We start from the raw sequence: 16,488 nt of genomic DNA on the forward strand, positions 1-16,488 counted from the left end.
CCACCACCCCGGGCCTCCGGCGTTCGCGGCCGGGCCGCAGGTCAGCCCTTGCTGCCCTGGCTGCCCTCCATGGCCCGCCGCAGGCTGCGCGGGCGCATGTCGGTCCACACCTCGGAGACGTGCTCCAGGCACGCCTGGCGGGTCCCCTCGAAGCCCTCCGCCCGCCAGCCGGCCGGGACCTCCCGGTCGGCCGGCCAGACGGAGTACTGCTCCTCGTCGTTGAGGACCACCAGGTACCGGCGGTCGTCGTCGGGCTCGCTCATGTTCGTCCTTCCGTTGGGGCCTGGGTGGGACCTGGGCCGGGCCTGGGCAGAGCCTGGGCGGGGCCTAGGCGGGGCCTAGGCGGTGGCGTAGCCGGGCAGGGGGAACTTGGCCGCCAGTTCGGCGACCTGGGAGGCGACCGAGTAGCGGACGTCGTCGGGCAGTTCGTAGCTGCGCGGCCCGAGCGGCGTGACGGCGGACAGCACGGTGTCGATCAGCTCGGCGCAGCGCCCCGCCTCCGCCCCGGACATCCCGCGGTGCGCGGCGCTGTTGGAGCCCAGCCGCACGCCGCCGCCGACCAGCGGCGGGGTGGTGTCGCCGGGCACCCGGTTCTTGTTGACCACCATCCCGCACTCCTCCAGCGCCTCCTCGGCCACCAGGCCGCTGAGGCCGCGGGTCCGCAGGTCGACCAGGACGGTGTGGTTGTCCGTCCCGCCGGAGACGATCGGGTAGCCGCGCCGGCCGAGTTCGGCCGCCATGCCGCGGGAGAAGGAGACGATCCGCTCGGTGGTGGCCGCGAAGGCCGGGGTCGCCACGATCGCGAGGGCGCGGGCCTTGGCCGCGATGCTGTTGAGCGCGGGCGCGCCCTGGTAGTACGGGAAGATCGCGCGGTTCAGGAAGGTGCCGAGGTCGCCGTTGCCCTTGGGCGCCGGGGCGTCGTGGTCCCGGCCGACCAGGATCAGGCCGCCGCGCGGGCCGAACAGCTGCTTGTGGGTGCAGGCGGTGGTGATGTGGGCGTGGTCGACCGGGCTCGGGTGCAGGCCGGTCGCGACCAGTCCGGCGACGTGCGAGATGTCGGCCATCAGGTAGGCGCCGACCTCGTCGGCGATGGCCCGGAAGCGGGCGAAGTCGACGATCCGGCTGTAGGCGGTGGCCCCGCAGATGATCACCCGGGGCCGGTGCTCCCGGGCCAGCTCGGCCACCTGGCCGTAGTCGATCAGCCCGTCCGCGTCCAGCCCGTACCCGACGGCGTCGAAGTACTGTCCGGCGTACGCGGCGGGGCTGCCGTGGGTGAGGTGGCCGCCCTCGGCCAGGTTCATCCCCAGCAGGGTGTCCCCGGGGTTCAACAGGGCGGACAGCACCGCGTAGTTGGCGGTGGTCGCCGAGTGCGCCTGGACGTTGGCGTAGCGGGCGCCGAAGACGCTCTTGGCGCGCTCGATCGCCAGGCTCTCGATGTCGTCGATGACGCCGCAGCCGGCGTGGTAGCGGCGGCCCGGGTAGCCCTCCGCGGTCACGTTGACCGCGGTCGAGGCCTGGGCGGCCAGCACCGAGGGGTCGACCACGCTGGAGGAGGCCACCAGCGACAGGGTGGCGTTCTGCCGGGCCTGCTCACGGGCCAGCACCCGGTGGAGTTCCGGGTCGTCGGCGGCGAGCTTCTCGGCACCGGCGACCAGCAGGTCGCGCACGGTGTCCTCGGTCTCGTCCGCGTCCTCCGGGGCGCGGCCGGGGGCGGGTGAAACTGACATGGGACCGTCCTTCGTCAGAGCGGCCGGGCGAGTTCGCGTGCCAACTCGGCCACGGTGGGAAAGTCGAACAGGGTCCAGACGTCGAGGTCCACCCCGAGGGCGGCCCGGATCCGGGTCGCCAGCTTGACGGCGGCCAGCGAGTGGCCGCCCAGCTCGAAGTAGTCCTCGTGCGGGCCGACCTCGGCGATGCCCAGCGACTGGGCGAACAGCGCGCGCAGGGTGCTCTCCAGGTCGGACCCGGTGTCCTCGGCGCCCTTCGCGTCCCCGGCGCCGTCGGCGGGGGCGGGGGTGAGAGCGGGGACGGCGGCGGGGGCGGGGGCGGGAACGGCGGCAGCGGGGGCGGCCTGGGCCGGGCCGGCCAGCGCACGGCGGTCGAGCTTGCCGTTCGTCGAGGTGGGCAGTGCCGCCAGCTCGGTGAACTGCTTGGGCACCATGTAGGCGGGCAGCACCTCGGACAGCGCGGAGCGGCACTTCTCCGGGTCGAAGGCGCCCGGCCCGGCGGGCACCACGAAGGCGGCCAGCCGCCGGGCATCGTCCTCCCCGACCGGGAGCACCGCGGCCTGCCCGACACCCGGCTGGGCGCGCAACACGGTCTCGATCTCGCCGAGTTCGATCCGGAAGCCGCTGATCTTGACCTGGTCGTCCAGCCGCCCGAGGTACTCGATCTGCCCGTCGGTGCGGTACCGGGCGAGGTCGCCGGTGCGGTACAGCCGCCCGCCCGGGGCGAAGGGGTCGGCGACGAACCGCTCCCGGGTCAGTTCCGGCTGCCGGTGGTAGCCGAGCGCGACCTGGACGCCGCCGATGCACAGCTCGCCCGCCACGCCGACCGGCACCGGTTCGAGCCGCTCGTCCACGACGTACAGGCCGGTGTTGGCGATCGGGCGGCCGATCGGCACGTCCCGCCCGGCGAAGTCCGGCGCGGCCTGCCAGTGCGAGACCTCGATGGAGGCCTCGGTGGGCCCGTAGAGGTTGTGCAGTTCGCAGTCCAGCTGCCGGAAGAAGGCCCGGACGGTGGTCGGGGTGAGCGCCTCGCCGCTGGCGAAGACCAGCCGCAGGCCGGCGCAGTGCCCGGCCAGGTCGTCCTCCTCCAGGAAGGCGTCCAGCATGGAGGGCACGAAGTGGATCACGGTGACGCCCCGGTCCCGGACGGTCCGCTTGAGGTAGCGGGTGTCCCGGTGCCCGCCCGGGCGGGCGACCACCAGGCAGGCGCCGGAGACCAGCGGCCAGAGGAACTCCCAGGCCGAGACGTCGAATCCGAACGGGGTCTTCTGCAGCACCCGGTCGTCCGGGCCGAGCGGGAAGCGCCGGCGCCGCCAGTGGACGGTGTTGAACACGCCCGCGTGGCGGTTCAGCACGCCCTTGGGGCGGCCGGTGGAGCCCGAGGTGTAGATCAGGTAGACGGGGGTGTCGCCGGTGATCTCCGGGCGTCCGGCCTCCGGCGCCTGCGCACCCTCCCGGACGGCCTCCTGGACGGTCAGGGCGGTGACACCGGGCCCGGCGAGCGCCTCGACGTCCTCGGGGCGGCAGAGCACGGTGGCGGCGCCGGAGTCCTCGACCATGTACCGCACCCGGTCGGCGGGGAGTTCGGGATCGAGCGGCACGTAGGCGAGCCCGGCCTTGAGCACCCCGAGGATCGCCACCACCAGCTCGACCGAGCGCTCCAGGTGGATCCCGACGAAGCCGGAGCCCGCGCCCGCGGTCAGTCGGCGGCTCACCAGGGCGGCCCGCCGGTCGAGTTCGGCGTAGCTGAGCACCTCGTCCTCGAACTCCACCGCGGGCGCGGCCGGGGTCGCCCGCGCCTGCTCCTCGAAGGCCGCCACCACGGTCGAATCCGGGTACGGCGTCCGGGTGCCGTCGCCGTTCCACTCGGTGAGGATCCGCTCGCGCTCCTGCGGCGAGCCGAACCGGGCCCGGCGGACCGCTCCGTCGGGGTCGGCGACCAGCGCGGCCAGCAGCCGGGCCGTGTGCTCCAGCACCCGGGCGGCGGTGGCCTCGTCGAGCAGCGCCGGGTCGTACGCGGCCTCCAGCAGGGCGCCGGGGCCGGCCTGGCCCAGCCTGACGGTCAGCGGGGCCTCGGCCCCGTCCACCGGGCCGCTCGCTCCGGCGACTTGACGCTCCACCTGCTGCCGGACCCCGCGCAGGTCGGCGTCCTCGTCGACCGAGATCCGCACCGACCCGGGCCCGTCCAGCGTCAACTCGACGTCCTGCTGGCCCGCGTAGTGGTGCAGCAGGACCGCGAGCACGGCCGCGAGCACCGCGTCCGCGCCGCCGCCGGGTTCCTCCGCCAGGCCCAGGAATCGCTCCAGGACCGGTTCCGGAACCGGATGCGTACGCGAACTGCCGCGTTCGGTCGGATGATTGGCGAGCCACCGGTCGCACGGCAACCGCACCAGGCCCACGGCCGCCGTCGTGACGAGGCCGCCGGCCACGTGTGTGCCGGTCATTCGCGACTCCCGGAAGTGAGCATGCACCGGACAGGTTCGAGATCAAGGGATACCGCACCGGCCGAGGTATGACAACCAACTGCCTTTCCCGTTGGACTTTTCCGGGGACTTTCCGGCCCACCCCCGGGGAGGATCTTCCGCAGAGTGCGTACGGCTGACAGACTGGACCGATGATCGCCCGCCCGCCGGCGCACTCCCTCCCGGCGCGGCCGAGGCATTGCGGGCGGCTCCGCGCCACCCCCGCCACCTTCCGACCTCGCCCCCGACGTTCCGACACTTCGATGGGAGCACGATGCCCGGTTCCGTCGGCGCGGCCGACCCGGCCGAGCGGTACGAACTGTCCTCCGGCCAGGAGGCGCTGTGGATGTTCGAGCAACTGGTACCCGGCACCGCCGCCTACCACGTCCCGCTGGCCTTCCGGCTGCGCGGCCCGCTGCGGCCCGAACTGCTGCGGGGGGCGCTGACCCTGGTGGTGCGCCGGCAGGAGGTGCTGCGCACCGCCTTCCGCGCGGACGACGGCGACCCGTACCAGCTGGTGCTGCCGCCCGGCGAGGCCGAGTTGCCGCTGTGCGAGGTCGCCGACGGGGCCGAGCTGGCGGACGCCCTGCACCGGGAGGCGCGTGAGCCCTTCGACCTGGCGGCGGGTCGGCCGTTCCGGCTCCGGCTGTTCCGGCTCGGCCCCGAGGAGCACGTGCTCAGCCTGGTGATGCATCACATCGTCACCGACGGCTGGTCCTTGCGGGTGCTCACCGACGAACTGTCCGCCGGGTACGCGGCACTGCTGGCCGGCAAGGACCCGGAGGCGGTGCTGCCCGAACTGCCGGTGCCGTACCGGCGGTACGCCCGGTGGCAGCGGGAGTGCTTCCAGGGGCCGGAGCTGGAGGAGCTGCTCGGCCACTGGGAGGCCGCCCTGCGCGACCTCCCGGCCGTCGACCTGGCGGCGGGGCGCAGCCGCCCCCGGCGGCCGTCCTTCGCCGCCGACCGGCTGGTGGTCCGGCTCGACCCGGAGCTGCACCTGGCGCTGACCGAACGGGCCCGGGCCGCCCGGCTCTCGCTGTTCCCGCTGCTCGGCGCGGCGTTCTCGCTCGCCCTGACCGAGCGCACCGGCCGCCCCGACACCGCCTTCGCCACCCTGTTCGCCGGCCGCGGCGAGCCGGAACTCGAACCGCTGATCGGCTACTTCGTCAACATGGTGGTGCTGCGGGCGGACCTCGCCGACGACCCCACCGTCGAGCAGCTCGCCGCCCGGCTGAACGCCGCGACCCTGGCCGCCATCGACCACGAGGTGCCGTTCGGCGCCGTGGTGCGCCGGCTCGCCCCGGCCCGCCGCCCGGGCCGCAACCCGCTCGCGCAGGTCACCCTCCAGCTGCGCACCGGCGGCAGCGCCCCCGGGCGCCCGGAGCTGCCCGGTGTCAGCTGCGAGGACGTCGACCTCTATCCCGGGCGGCACGCCTTCGACGCCACGGTGACCTTCATCGAGGACGGCCCGGACTTCCTGCTCAGCATCGAGTACTCCACCGAGGCCTTCGACCCGGCCTGGGCGGCCGGCCTGGCCGAACAGCTGCAGGCCCTGCTCCGGGCCGCGCTGGAGCGCCCGGGCGCCCGCGGCTCCGACCTGCTGGCCGCGGCCCCGTACACCCGTCACGAACCCCACCAGGGAGCCTCCTCATGACCGAGCACGCCGACCCCGTCCTCCCGGTGCTGTGGGGTGACCGGCCCGAGGCCGTCGAGTCCGGGCCGCTGACCGGCCTGCCGGCCGCCGCGCCCGCGGACCTCGCCGCCGGACTGGGCGCGCTGGTGCTGCGCTACGGCGGCCTGCGGCCGGTCACCGTGTGGGGCCGCGCCGAGGGGCAGCAGGAGTGGACGGCCTGGCGGATCGAGCCCGCCGAACTGGCCGGAACCGGATCATCCGCGCCCACCCTGGCGGCCTGCCGGGCCGCCCTGGCCCGGCACTGCGAGGGGTTCCCGGACGGGCGCCCGTTGGAGCTGTCCGTCCACCCGGACTCCTCCCCCGCCGTGTTCGCCCTCACCCCGGCCCCTGACGGCGGCTGGACGCTGCGCGTGCGGGCCACCGCCCGGCCGGACGACGCGCACGCCCTGGACCGGGTCGCCGCGCACCTGGCCGCCTTCCTGACCGCCCCCGACGGGCAGCGGATCGACCTGGTCGACCACCTCACCCCCGCCGAGCGCGAGCTGGTCGCCGAGGTCAACCGGCCCGGGCCGCCGCTGACCGAACCGGTCTGCCTGCACCAGCGGGTGGCCCGGCGGGCCGCCGAGGCCCCCGAGCGGATCGCCGTGGTGCAGGGCGGGCTCAGCCTGACCTACGGCGAACTGGACGCCAAGGCCGAGGCCCTGGCCGCCCGGATCGCCGCCCTCGGCGTGGGGGTCGGCGGGCGGGTCGGGGTGGCCGCGACCCGCAGCGCGGAGCTGGTGGTGGCGGCGTACGCGGCCTTGAAGACCGGAGCCGCCTTCGTCCCGCTGGACCCGATGCTGCCCGCCCACCGCCGCGAGGTGCTGCACCGCCTCGGCCGGGTCGACGTGGTGGTCGCCGACGCCCTGGGCGCCGCGAACGGCGCCGACAGCAGCACGGGGGTGCCGCTGATCGTCCTCGGCCCGGTCGAGGAGCTGCCGGCCGCCCCGGCCGGTTCGCTGCCGTCGGTGCCGGTGACCGGCCGCGACCTCGCCTACGTGATCTTCACCTCCGGCTCCTCCGGCGAGCCGAAGGGCGCCCTGCTCGACCACGTCGGCCGGACCAGCATGATCCTGGACCTCAGCGCCCGCTACGAGCTGGGCCCCGGCGACCGGATCCTCGGCGTCTCCTCGCCGAGCTTCGACATGACGGTGTACGACGTGTTCGCCGCGCTGATGACCGGCGCCACGCTCGTCCTGCCGGAGCGCGGCCGGGAGAACGACGTCGAGCACTGGGCCGAGCTGGTCGAGCACGCCGGGATCACCGTCTGGCACTCCGTCCCGTCCTCGCTGGCCCAATTCCTGCGCACCTGGGGCACCGGCCGCACCGGCGCGCTGCGGGCCTTCCTGCTGGGCGGGGACTGGATCCCGCTGGCCCAGCCCGACGCCGTCCGCGCGGCCTTCCCGCAGGCCCGGTTCATCAGCCTGGGCGGCGCCACCGAGGTCTCCGTGGACAGCACCTACTACGACGTGGCCGCCGTCGACCCGCGCTGGCGCTCCGTCCCGTACGGGCGGCCGATGACCAACCAGAGCGCCCACGTGCTGGACGCCTTCGGCGCACCGGCGGCCGTGGACCAGCTCGGCGAGCTGTTCCTCGGCGGGCTCGGCGTCGGCTGGGGCTACCAGGACCGGCCCGCCTTCACCGCCGAGCGCTTCCTGCCCGACCCGTTCTCCGCCGTCCCCGGCGCCCGGCTCTACCGCACCGGCGACCTGGCCCGGCTGCGCGCGGACGGCGAACTGGAGCTGATCGGCCGGGTCGACCACCAGGTGAAGATCGGCGGGGTGCGGATCGAGCTCGGCGAGATCCAGTCCTGCCTGCGCGAGCACCCGGCGGTGGCGGACGCCGTCGTGGTGCCGGTGCGCGACTCGGCGGGCATCGCCCAGTCGCTGGCCGCCTACGTGTCCGTGACCGGAGAAGCCTCCGTCGAGCAGCTCCGCGCCCACCTGCGCGAGCGGCTGCCGGAAAGCATGGTCCCGGCCCGGGTCTTCGCCCTCGCCGAGCTCCCGGTCAACCAGAACGGCAAGATCGCCCGCCCGGAGCTCGAACGCCTCGCCGCCGAGGCCGCAGCGCCGGTACCCGAATCCGACCCGGCCGTCCGCACCGCCGTCGGCGAAACCTGGCACGAGGTGCTGGGCCTGCCCGAACTCCCCGGCGCCGCAGATTCGTTCATCGACCTCGGCGGCAACTCCCTCGCCGCCATCCAGGTCGTCGGCCGGTTGAACCGCCGCTTCGGCACCGCACTGAAGGTCGCCGACCTGATCACGGCGGACACCGTAGCCGCAGTCGCCGCCATCGTCACCCAACGCCGCGGCACCAGCAAGCGCCCCTCCCTGCGCTGACACCATCGCGACGGGCCGGTGTCCGCCACGGCGGACACCGGCCCGGACCTCGACGCACGATCCAGGGGCGATGCGGCTGGAACTGGGTACCGTTCACCGCATGACGAACCGTGACTTCATCGTGGTGTCGACCACCCACGATGCCGAGAACAAGGCCCGGGAGCTGGCTGCCATGGTGGTCCGCGAGCGTCTGGCGGCCTGCGCGCAGGTGTACCCCGTGCGGTCGGTGTACTGGTGGGACGGCGAGGTGCAGGACGCGGAGGAGTGGCGGGTCGATCTCAAGACCCGCTCGGATCTCGCCGACAGGCTGGCCGAGTTCATCGGCGAGAACCACAGCTACGACACCCCGGAGATCATCGGCGTACCGGTGGTCACTGGCTCGACCGCCTACCTGGACTGGGTGAACACGGAGACGCGCACCGACTGAGTGGCTACGCGAGGGCGGCCTGGATCTCTTCTCGGAGTTCTCGGGCCGCCGCCGTCCCTGGAAGCCGGTCGGCGAGGGCGGACAGGCGAACGTGTCCCATGGTCGTCTCGCTCTCGATCGTGGCTGCGAGGGCCCGGCGGCCGAGATCGACGGCTCGGTGGCCGGCACCGCCCATCTGTTCCAGCAGCGCATCGACAAGCAGGCGGACGTCCGCGTCACCGTCATCGGCGACCAGGTCTTTCCCGTGCGGATCGACTGTGACCTGCTGGACTGGCGGACCGACTACAGCAAGCTCACCTACTCCGTCGTCGCGCTGCCTTCCGGTATCAGCGAGGCCCTGCACACCTACCTCGCTCGCTTCGGGCTGGTCTTCGGTGCTTTCGACTTCGCGGTGGACCGGCAGGGTCGATGGTGGTTCCTGGAGTGCAATCCGTCCGGCCAGTGGTACTGGCTGGAGCCCGAGACCGGCCTGCCGATGCTCGCGGCGATGGCCGACCTGTTGGAGAGGAGGACCGGATGACCCGGACCGCCGGCGACAGCGCCCCCTTGCGCCGGGCGCTCGCCGACAGCCTGGCCGAGCTCGGAGCCCTGAGGACCGGGCCGTGGCGCGAGGCCGTGGAGGCCGTGCCCCGTGAGGCGTTCCTGCGCGGCGGATGGTTCGACGCCGTCCCCGGCTCCGCGCCGACCGCCTGGCGTCCCGTCATGCCGGACGCACCGGGCTGGCTCGAACAGTGCTACCGGGACGAGTCCCTGGTCACCCAGGTCGCCGGGACGATCGTGCCCGGCGACCTGCGGGGCGAGATCATGCGGACCCCGACGTCCTCCAGCACCATGCCGAACCTGGTGGTGCGCATGTGGGAGGAGCTCCGGGTCGAGGACGGCCACCGGGTTCTCGAAGCGGGCACCGGCACCGGCTACTCGACCGCGCTGGGCTGCCACCGGCTGGGCGAGGAGAAGATCGTCTCCGTCGAGGTCGATCCGGAGGTGTCCGCACGGGCCGGCGTGTCGTTGGGAGCTTGCGGGTTCTTCCCCGAGCTCGTCGTCGGCGACGCCCTGGCCGGCGTCGCCGGAGGCCATCGGTTCGACCGGGTCATCTCCACCTGCGGTGTCCTCACGATCCCGCCCGCCTGGATCGAGCAGACCCGACCGGGCGGGATCATCCTGGCCACCGTGTGCGGCTGGATGTACTCCTCGGAGCTCGCCCGGCTCACGGTGAGCGAGGACGGCACCGCACACGGCGGCTTCCTCGGGGGGCAGATCTCGTTCATGCTCGCCCGCCCCCAACTGCCGCCGCGACTCGGCATGCTGCCCGACCTGGACGCCGGGGACGAGCGCGCCGCCGTCCACGGGCCCGACGTCCTGCGCGACTGGACGGCCCGCTTCGTCTCCCAGATCGCGGCTCCCCGAGCTCAGAGGGTCATGCTCGGCGTCGGCGGCGGCCAGGAGCGGCCCGTCATCATCGATGTCGAGGCCGGTGCATGGGCCGCTCTCACCCGGGAGGGGAACCGGTGGACCGTCCGCCAGGGCGGGCCGGCCCGGCTCTGGGACGACATCGAGGAGCACCTGACACGGTGGCTGACCGACGGGTCCCCGGGGCTGGAGGCCTTCGGGATCCTCGTCACGCCGGAGGGCCAGGCCATCACGTGGCCGAGGTGCGCGGGCTGAGACCGGCCGCTGAGGGAACTCGTGTCACGGCACCGGGGAGGAGCCGTCCAGCGCAGGACGGCCCCTCCTCTCGGTCGGACGTTCAGTGCCGCTCGGCGAGCGTGCGGGCCACCGCGTCGCGGTCGACCTTGCCGCTGTGGGTGCGGGGCAGGGTGGCGACGGTGGTGAAGGTGCGGGGGATGTACGGGTCCGGGAGGTGGCGGCGGAGTTCGTCCGCCGCCAGGGCCGGGTCCAGCGGGGCGGCGCCCGCGTCGACAGTCACCGCGCAGTGCAGGGAGCGGGAGCCCTGGCCGTCGTCGAGGGCGACGCAGACCGCGGCGGAGACGGTCGGCAGGTCCAGCAGCCGTACCTCGATCTCCAGCAGGTTGACCCGGTAGCCGCGGATCTTGACGTCCTTGTCCCGGCGGGCCAGGAAGGTCACGGCGCCGTCCTCCAGCCGGACCAGGTCGCCGGTGCGGAAGGCCGCGGTGTGCCCCTGCGGGGTCGGGTCGACGGTGACGAAGCGCTTGGCGTTCAGCTCCGGCTGGTTGAGGTAGCCGGGCGACAAGGGCGCGCCGGCCACCAGCAGTTCGCCCACGTTCGGCTCGGCCGCGTCCAGCGGGTCGATCAGCAGCTCGCAGCCCGGCAGCGGCACGCCGATCGGCGGCAGCGCGGGCCAGGAGGCGCTGGGGCCGGTCAGGGTGTGGGCCGTCACCATCGCCGACTCGCTCTGCCCGTAGTGGTTGTTCAGCCGACACCCCGGCAGCCGGGCGAACAGCTCGCGGATGTCCGGGGTGCAGACCAGCTGCTCGCCGGCCGCGTTGACCTCGGCGAGCGCCAGGTGCTCCAGCGACTCCTCCTCGGCCGCCGCCACGGCGAGCATCTGCAGGGCGACGTACGGCAGGAAGAGCCGCTCGATCCGGTTCTCCCCCAGCCACTCCAGCAGTTCGAAGGGGTCCTGCCGCAGCTCCTCCGGCACCACCACGAGCGTGCCGCCGCCGCACAGGGTGCCGAGCACCTCCTGGAAGGAGACGTCGAAGTTGAGCGGGGCGAACTGGCCGGTGCGCAGGTCCCGGCGGACGGAGTGGCTGCGCTGCCAGTCGGCCATCACGTCCAGGCAGCTGTGCGGCACGGACACGCCCTTGGGCAGGCCGGTGGAGCCGGAGGTGTAGATGATGTACGTCCACAGCTCGGGGCGGCAGTCCACCTTCGCGGCCGTGCCGGCGGTCGGCAGGCCGGCGATCGGCAGGGCGGGCACCGGCACCTCGAACTCCGGCGGCGCGTCCGCGTACAGCACCAGGCCGGCGCCGCTGTCCTTGAGCATGTGGGCCAGCCGCGCCGCCGGGTACTCGCTGTCCAGCGGGAGGTAGGTGGCGCCCGCCCACATCGTGCCCAGCAGCGCGGCCACCACGGCGGCGCTGCGCCGGCCGGTGACGGCGACCCGGTCCTCCGGGCCGATCCCGGCGGCGGCCAGGCCGTCGGCGATGCCCTTGACCCGGGCCAGCAGCTCGCCGTAGGTGAGGCTGAGCTCGCCGTCGACCACGGCGGTCGCGCCGGGCGTGGCGAGGGCCTGCTCCTCGAACGCGGCCAGCAGGCAGGGCGGGTGGGACTCGCCGCCCCAGAGCGAGAGTGGAGCGGGACTCATGCGGTTCCTCCTGATAAAGGGGGTCAGAACTGGTCTTCGTCGTCGAAGTCGTCGAAGTCGTCGAACAGCGCGTCGTCGTCGAAGAGTTCGTCGATGCCGAGCATGCCCGCGACGACGGCGAAGTAGCGGCCGGTCAGCTCGGGCGAGGCCGCGATGGTGCGCAGCATCTCCAGCCGGGACGGCGTCACGGTGAGCCTGGCCAGCTCCAGGGTGCTCTGGTACGGCTCGGTCAGCTCCTCGTCCCGGCGGCGGGTGAACCGGGCGAGCGCGGCGTCCAGCCGGACCGGGTCGGCCGTCCCCACCGCCAGCTCCTCGGCCAGGAAGGCGGCCTGGAGCAGGGCGTTGGTGATGCCGCGGGCGCTGATGGTGTCCAGGTGGTGCCCGGCGTCGCCGACCAGCACCCAGCCGGGGCCGTGCCCGCGGCGGAAGTAGTTCTGCTGGTCGCCGGTGCCGATGATCGCCTCGACCTGGTCGGCCTCGGCGACCTGCTGGTACAGCTCCGGCGCGGTGGAGCGGACGGCCGCCAGGTGGTGGCGGAACGGGTCCTGCTTGACCTCGGCGAAGCGGTCCTGCGGGAAGTAGGTGGAGATCAGGGTGATGTCGTCGTGGGTGGGGATCCGGACGATCCAGTTGCCGGGGCTCTCGTGGAAGCCGAAGCCGGTGCTGATGCCCGTCCAGGCGGTGTAGTAGACGCAGCTGGCCCGCGGGTCGCTCACCTCCATTGGCGCGTCCACGAGTTGGGCCACCCGGGAGCGCATCCCGTCGGCCCCGACCACCAGCCGGGCGTACTCGGTGCGCACACCGGTGGCGGTACGGAAGCGGACGCCGGTGACCCGGCCGTCGGAGTGCACCAGCTCCTGGAGGTTGGCCCGGTCGACGAACTCGACGCCCGCCTTGACGGCCGCGTCGACCAGCAGCTGGTCCAGCACCTGGCGGCGCGGGGCGAAGGCGGCCGGGGCACCCGGCATCACCGGCGCCGGGGCGGCCAGCCGGACGCCGCCGACCTCGTAGCTGATGGTGTCCAGCACCGGGCAGCCGGAGTCCAGCAGTGCCGGGAGGACGCCCCACTCGGAGAGCTTGGCCACGCCCGGCTGGTGGATGAACAGGGTGGACATGGTGTCCGAGGGGAAGGCGGCCCGGTCGATCAGCAGGACCTTGCGGCCGGCCCGGGCCAGCAGCAGGGCGGTGGCGGCGCCCGCGACCCGGGCGCCCACCACCACGGCGTCCCAGCCGCCGCTCACCGCTCGGCCCCGGCGGGCTGCGCCTGCGCCTCCGTGGGCGGCTGCGCCTGGGCGGCGGCCAGCTTCTCCGCGACCAGCTCCTCCAGCGTCCGCGCCGTGGCCCTGACCGTCGGCTCCGAGTAGAGCGTGACCAGCGGGAACTCCACGCCGAGCCGTTGGCGCACCCGCGCGGTGAACCGGGTGGCGATCAGCGAGTGCCCGCCGAGCATGAAGAAGCCGTCCTCGGCGCCGATCCGCTCCACCCCGAGCAGTTCCCGCCACACCCCGGCGACGAACTGCTCGGAGGGCGTGCGCGGCGCCTCGCCGCCGGAGGCCTGCGAACCGGCCGGCGGCTCGGGCACCGTGAGCGCCTTGCGGTCCACCTTGCCGTTGGCGTTCAGCGGGAAGGCCCGCTCGACCACCAGCTGGGCGGGGATCATGTACTGCGGCAGCCACTCCTTGGCGTGCTCGCGGACCGCGTCGAGGGTCGGCGGGTCGGCCGGGTCGACGGCGGTGACGAAGGCCACCAGCCGCTGCGCCGGGCCCTGCGCCGCGATCACCACCACGGCCTCCTTCACCTGCGGGTGGCCGAGCAGCGCCGTCTCGATCTCGCCGAGTTCGACCCGCATGCCGCGGATCTTGACCTGGTGGTCGCTGCGCCCGACGAAGCGGAAGCCGCCGTCGGGGTGCAGCAGGCCCTGGTCGCCGGTGCGGTAGAGCCGCTCTCCGGGGCGGAACGGGTCGGGCAGGAAGGCGCCGGCGGTGCGGGCCGGGTCGTTGAGGTAGCCGCGGGCCAGGCCGAGGCCGCCGATGTAGAGGTCGCCGACCACGCCGACCGGTACCGGCCGCAGTTCGTCGTCCAGCACGTGCACGGTGTTGTTGTCGAACGGGCGGCCCAGGTTGACCGCTCCGGTGGCGCTGCCGTCGGCCGGGCCGCAGGTGTGGCAGGTCGAGTCGATGGACACCTCGGTGGCGCCCCAGGTGTTGTGCAGCGCGCCCGGCATCAGCCGGTGGAAGCGCTCGACCGTCGACGGGGTGAGCGCCTCCCCGCTGGAGGTGGTGTTGCGCAGCAGCGGCGGCACCCGCTCGGGCACCTGCTCCACCAGGTCGAGCACCGCGTTCAGCATGCTCGGGACGACCTGGAGGTACACCGACTCGTACCGGGTGGCGGCCTCCAGCACCGCCACCGGGTCCCGGTGGCGGCCCGGTTCGAGCACGGCCACCCGGCCGCCGACCGAGAGCGGCCAGAAGATCTCCAGGGCGGCGTCGTCGAAGGTCAGCGTGGTCTTGTGGAGCACCGTCTCGCCCCGGGCCAGCCGGTGCTTGCGCTGCATCCAGACCATCCGGTTGACCCAGCCGCGGTGCCGGCTGGCCACGCCCTTGGGCATGCCGGTGGAGCCGGAGGTGTAGTAGACGGAGACCAGGTTCTCGGGGTGCGGACGGGGGCCTCCGGCCGGGGCGCCGGGCACCGCCGCGGGATCGAGGTCCGCCGGGTCGAGGCCCGCGAGGTCGAGGCCCGCGAGGTCGAGGTCCGCCGGGTCGACGGTCACCGCGCCGACCGAGGCCGCGTCGACCTCCTCGGCCAGGGCCCGCGCCGCCAGCAGCACCGGAGCGCCCGCGTCGGCCAGGATCTGCCGGATCCGGGCCGGCGGGCTGGCCGGGTCCAGCGGCAGGTAGGCGCCGCCGGCCTTGAGGATGCCGAGCAGCCCCACCACCATCTCCGCCGAGCGCTCCAGGCAGATGCCGACCGCGTGCTCGGGGCCGACGCCGCGCACCCGCAGCTCCCGGGCGAGCGCCTCGGCCCGCTCGTCCAGCTCGCGGTAGCTGAGCCGGGCCGTTTCGGAGACCACCGCGACGTCGTCCGGGGTGCGCGCCGCCTGCGCCTCGAACAGCTCGTGCAGGCAGGCGTCGGCCGGGAACTCGGCGGTGGTTCCGTTCACCTCCCGGTCGAGCCGGATTTCCGCCGCGGAACGCAGTTCGATACGGGCCAGCGGTGCCTGCGGATCGGCCAACGCCCCCTCCAGCAGGGCGCGGTAATTCGCACCGAGCCGGGCGACGGTGGCTTCGTCGAACAGGTCGCTGTCATAGGCGATGACACCGGCCACGGAACCGTCCGCGGCTCGTGCGAGGTCGAACTCCAGGTCGGTCTGGACGAATCCGGTCGGGACGTTCCAGCGGCTCGTCCGCAGGCCCTCCAGCGGGAGGGGGGCCGGGGACTCCTGGTGGTATCCGAATACCGCCTGAACCAGCGGCGAGTGGCTGACCGCACCCTGACTGTCCGTCACCTTGACGATTTCGTCGAAAGGCACCGACTGGTTGCGGAATCCCCCGATGAAGGTGGCACGGCAGCGCTGGAGATACTCCGAGAAGCTCTCCCCGCGACGGCTCCGGCTGCGCAACGGAAGGATGTTGACGAAGAATCCGATCGTCTCGTCGAGGTCGGAGTCGTCCCGGTTGGTGACGGGCGCGCCCACCACCACGTCGCGCTCCCCGCTGTAGGCGTGCATCAGCAGGGTGAAGGCGGCCAGCAGCACCACGTAGTCGGTGGTGCGGTGCCGGGCCGCGGTCTGCCGCACCCGCTCGGCGAGGCCGGCGTCCAGCCCGAAGTCCAGCAGTTCGCCGCGGAACCGCTGGCGGGCCGGCCGGGGCCGGTCCAGCGGGAGTCGCAGCAGGTCGGGGGCGCCGGCCAGGTGATCGGCCCAGTAGGAGAGTTGGCGCTCCGCCAGGCCGTCGGCGAGCCGCCGGGCCAGCGCGGCGCCGTACTCGGCGTAGTCGTGCCCGGCCTCCCCCGCGACCGGCGGGCGCCCGGCCAGCACCTCCGCGTAGCCGCGGCCGATCTCGGCGGCGATCACCGCGTTCGACCAGCCGTCGGTGACGATGTGGTGCAGGTTCAGGAGCAGCGTCCACTCCGCGTCCGCCGACCGGAACAGTCGGAAGTCGAAGACTCCGGGGCGCTCCAGGTCGAACGGCTCCGCGGCGGCCTCCCGCACCCGGGCCCGGAGGGAATCGGGGTCCCCCCTCAGGTCGTGCACGGGAAGGCTGAACTCCAGGTGGTCCACGACCACTTGCACGGGCTGGTCGTCGACCACGGAAAATCCGGTCCGCAGCGCGGCGTGCCGGGATATCAGTGCACGGATTGACTGTTCCAGTGCGGGGACATCGAGTCCCCCCCTGATCTCGTGCGCCACCGGGCCGTTGTAGAGCGGGAGCCGCGGATGCAGGCTGTGCAGGAGCCACAGCCTGCGCTGTTGCGGCGAGATCGGAACGACACGCTCGGGCATGGGTTGATCCCCCGCTCTCATCACTGCAAGATGCCGCGAGACTACCCTACTCGATGCGATCATGACAGAGG

The 16,488-nt window shown here is 73.8% G+C and carries 10 protein-coding genes and 1 pseudogene; 5 read left to right on the forward strand and 6 right to left on the reverse strand.

The genetic code is table 11. The features are described from left to right. Positions 1-41 precede the first annotated feature (41 nt). The 3 genes from ACFXPX_RS27110 to ACFXPX_RS27120 all read right to left on the reverse strand — a co-directional run bounded on the left by ACFXPX_RS27110 (position 42) and on the right by ACFXPX_RS27120 (position 4,171). Complete coding sequence (locus ACFXPX_RS27110) at positions 42-263, reverse strand: MbtH family protein (protein WP_375890505.1); 222 nt, start codon at positions 261-263, stop codon at positions 42-44. Positions 264-338: 75 nt separating this feature from the next. After that, the gene (glyA, locus tag ACFXPX_RS27115; protein WP_380527725.1) at positions 339-1,727 is read right to left on the reverse strand and encodes a serine hydroxymethyltransferase; all 1,389 of its coding nucleotides are present in this window, start codon (positions 1,725-1,727) and stop codon (positions 339-341) included. Positions 1,728-1,741: 14 nt separating this feature from the next. Beyond that, complete coding sequence (locus ACFXPX_RS27120; RefSeq protein WP_380643769.1) at positions 1,742-4,171, reverse strand: amino acid adenylation domain-containing protein; 2,430 nt, start codon at positions 4,169-4,171, stop codon at positions 1,742-1,744. 292 nt (positions 4,172-4,463) lie between these two features. Here ACFXPX_RS27120 and ACFXPX_RS27125 point away from each other — a divergent pair, with 292 nt between their 5' ends. From ACFXPX_RS27125 to tgmC, 5 genes and pseudogenes are all read left to right on the forward strand, one after another. Next, positions 4,464-5,843, forward strand: coding sequence for a condensation domain-containing protein (locus ACFXPX_RS27125; protein ID WP_380643771.1), 1,380 nt, complete (start codon positions 4,464-4,466; stop codon positions 5,841-5,843). After that, positions 5,840-8,200 carry a non-ribosomal peptide synthetase gene (locus tag ACFXPX_RS27130; RefSeq protein ID WP_380643773.1) on the forward strand — a complete coding sequence of 787 codons (2,361 nt, stop codon included), beginning with the start codon at positions 5,840-5,842 and terminating at the stop codon, positions 8,198-8,200. The genes ACFXPX_RS27125 and ACFXPX_RS27130 overlap by 4 nt, the downstream gene beginning before the upstream one ends. A 100-nt stretch (positions 8,201-8,300) precedes the next feature. After that, on the forward strand, positions 8,301-8,627 hold the full coding sequence (cutA, locus tag ACFXPX_RS27135) for a divalent-cation tolerance protein CutA (protein ID WP_380530125.1): 327 nt from the start codon (positions 8,301-8,303) through the stop codon (positions 8,625-8,627). A 127-nt stretch (positions 8,628-8,754) separates the two neighbouring features. Then, positions 8,755-9,147, forward strand: a pseudogene (locus ACFXPX_RS27140) (ATP-grasp ribosomal peptide maturase); the annotation flags it as partial. Next, positions 9,144-10,292, forward strand: coding sequence for an ATP-grasp peptide maturase system methyltransferase (gene tgmC, locus ACFXPX_RS27145; RefSeq protein WP_380593327.1), 1,149 nt, complete (start codon positions 9,144-9,146; stop codon positions 10,290-10,292). The pseudogene ACFXPX_RS27140 and the gene tgmC, both read left to right, overlap by 4 nt. Positions 10,293-10,374: 82 nt before the next feature. Here tgmC and ACFXPX_RS27150 read toward each other — a convergent pair whose 3' ends face one another. The 3 genes from ACFXPX_RS27150 to ACFXPX_RS27160 are packed head-to-tail and all read right to left on the reverse strand — an operon-like array spanning position 10,375 to position 16,480. Then, positions 10,375-11,916, reverse strand: a complete 1,542-nt coding sequence (locus tag ACFXPX_RS27150; protein ID WP_375890524.1) for an AMP-binding protein — start codon at positions 11,914-11,916, stop codon at positions 10,375-10,377. A gap of 23 nt (positions 11,917-11,939) precedes the next feature. Beyond that, positions 11,940-13,157 (reverse strand): NAD(P)/FAD-dependent oxidoreductase, encoded by a 1,218-nt coding sequence (locus ACFXPX_RS27155; RefSeq protein WP_380530116.1) that lies wholly within the window; start codon positions 13,155-13,157, stop codon positions 11,940-11,942. Further along, positions 13,154-16,480 (reverse strand): amino acid adenylation domain-containing protein, encoded by a 3,327-nt coding sequence (locus ACFXPX_RS27160; protein ID WP_380643775.1) that lies wholly within the window; start codon positions 16,478-16,480, stop codon positions 13,154-13,156. The genes ACFXPX_RS27155 and ACFXPX_RS27160 overlap by 4 nt, the downstream gene beginning before the upstream one ends. Positions 16,481-16,488 lie beyond the last annotated feature (8 nt).

The organism is Kitasatospora sp. NPDC059146 (assembly GCF_042786665.1).
Classification (GTDB): domain Bacteria; phylum Actinomycetota; class Actinomycetes; order Streptomycetales; family Streptomycetaceae; genus Kitasatospora.

Bases quoted from the DNA above. Each gene is read 5' to 3' on its own strand.
- ACFXPX_RS27110 (WP_375890505.1), bottom strand. From the start codon at position 263: ATGAGCGAGCCCGACGACGACCGCCGGTACCTGGTGGTCCTCAACGAC.
- glyA (WP_380527725.1), bottom strand. From the start codon at position 1,727: ATGTCAGTTTCACCCGCCCCCGGCCGCGCCCCGGAGGACGCGGACGAG.
- ACFXPX_RS27120 (WP_380643769.1), bottom strand. From the start codon at position 4,171: ATGACCGGCACACACGTGGCCGGCGGCCTCGTCACGACGGCGGCCGTG.
- ACFXPX_RS27125 (WP_380643771.1), top strand. From the start codon at position 4,464: ATGCCCGGTTCCGTCGGCGCGGCCGACCCGGCCGAGCGGTACGAACTG.
- ACFXPX_RS27130 (WP_380643773.1), top strand. From the start codon at position 5,840: ATGACCGAGCACGCCGACCCCGTCCTCCCGGTGCTGTGGGGTGACCGG.
- cutA (WP_380530125.1), top strand. From the start codon at position 8,301: ATGACGAACCGTGACTTCATCGTGGTGTCGACCACCCACGATGCCGAG.
- tgmC (WP_380593327.1), top strand. From the start codon at position 9,144: ATGACCCGGACCGCCGGCGACAGCGCCCCCTTGCGCCGGGCGCTCGCC.
- ACFXPX_RS27150 (WP_375890524.1), bottom strand. From the start codon at position 11,916: ATGAGTCCCGCTCCACTCTCGCTCTGGGGCGGCGAGTCCCACCCGCCC.
- ACFXPX_RS27160 (WP_380643775.1), bottom strand. From the start codon at position 16,480: ATGATCGCATCGAGTAGGGTAGTCTCGCGGCATCTTGCAGTGATGAGA.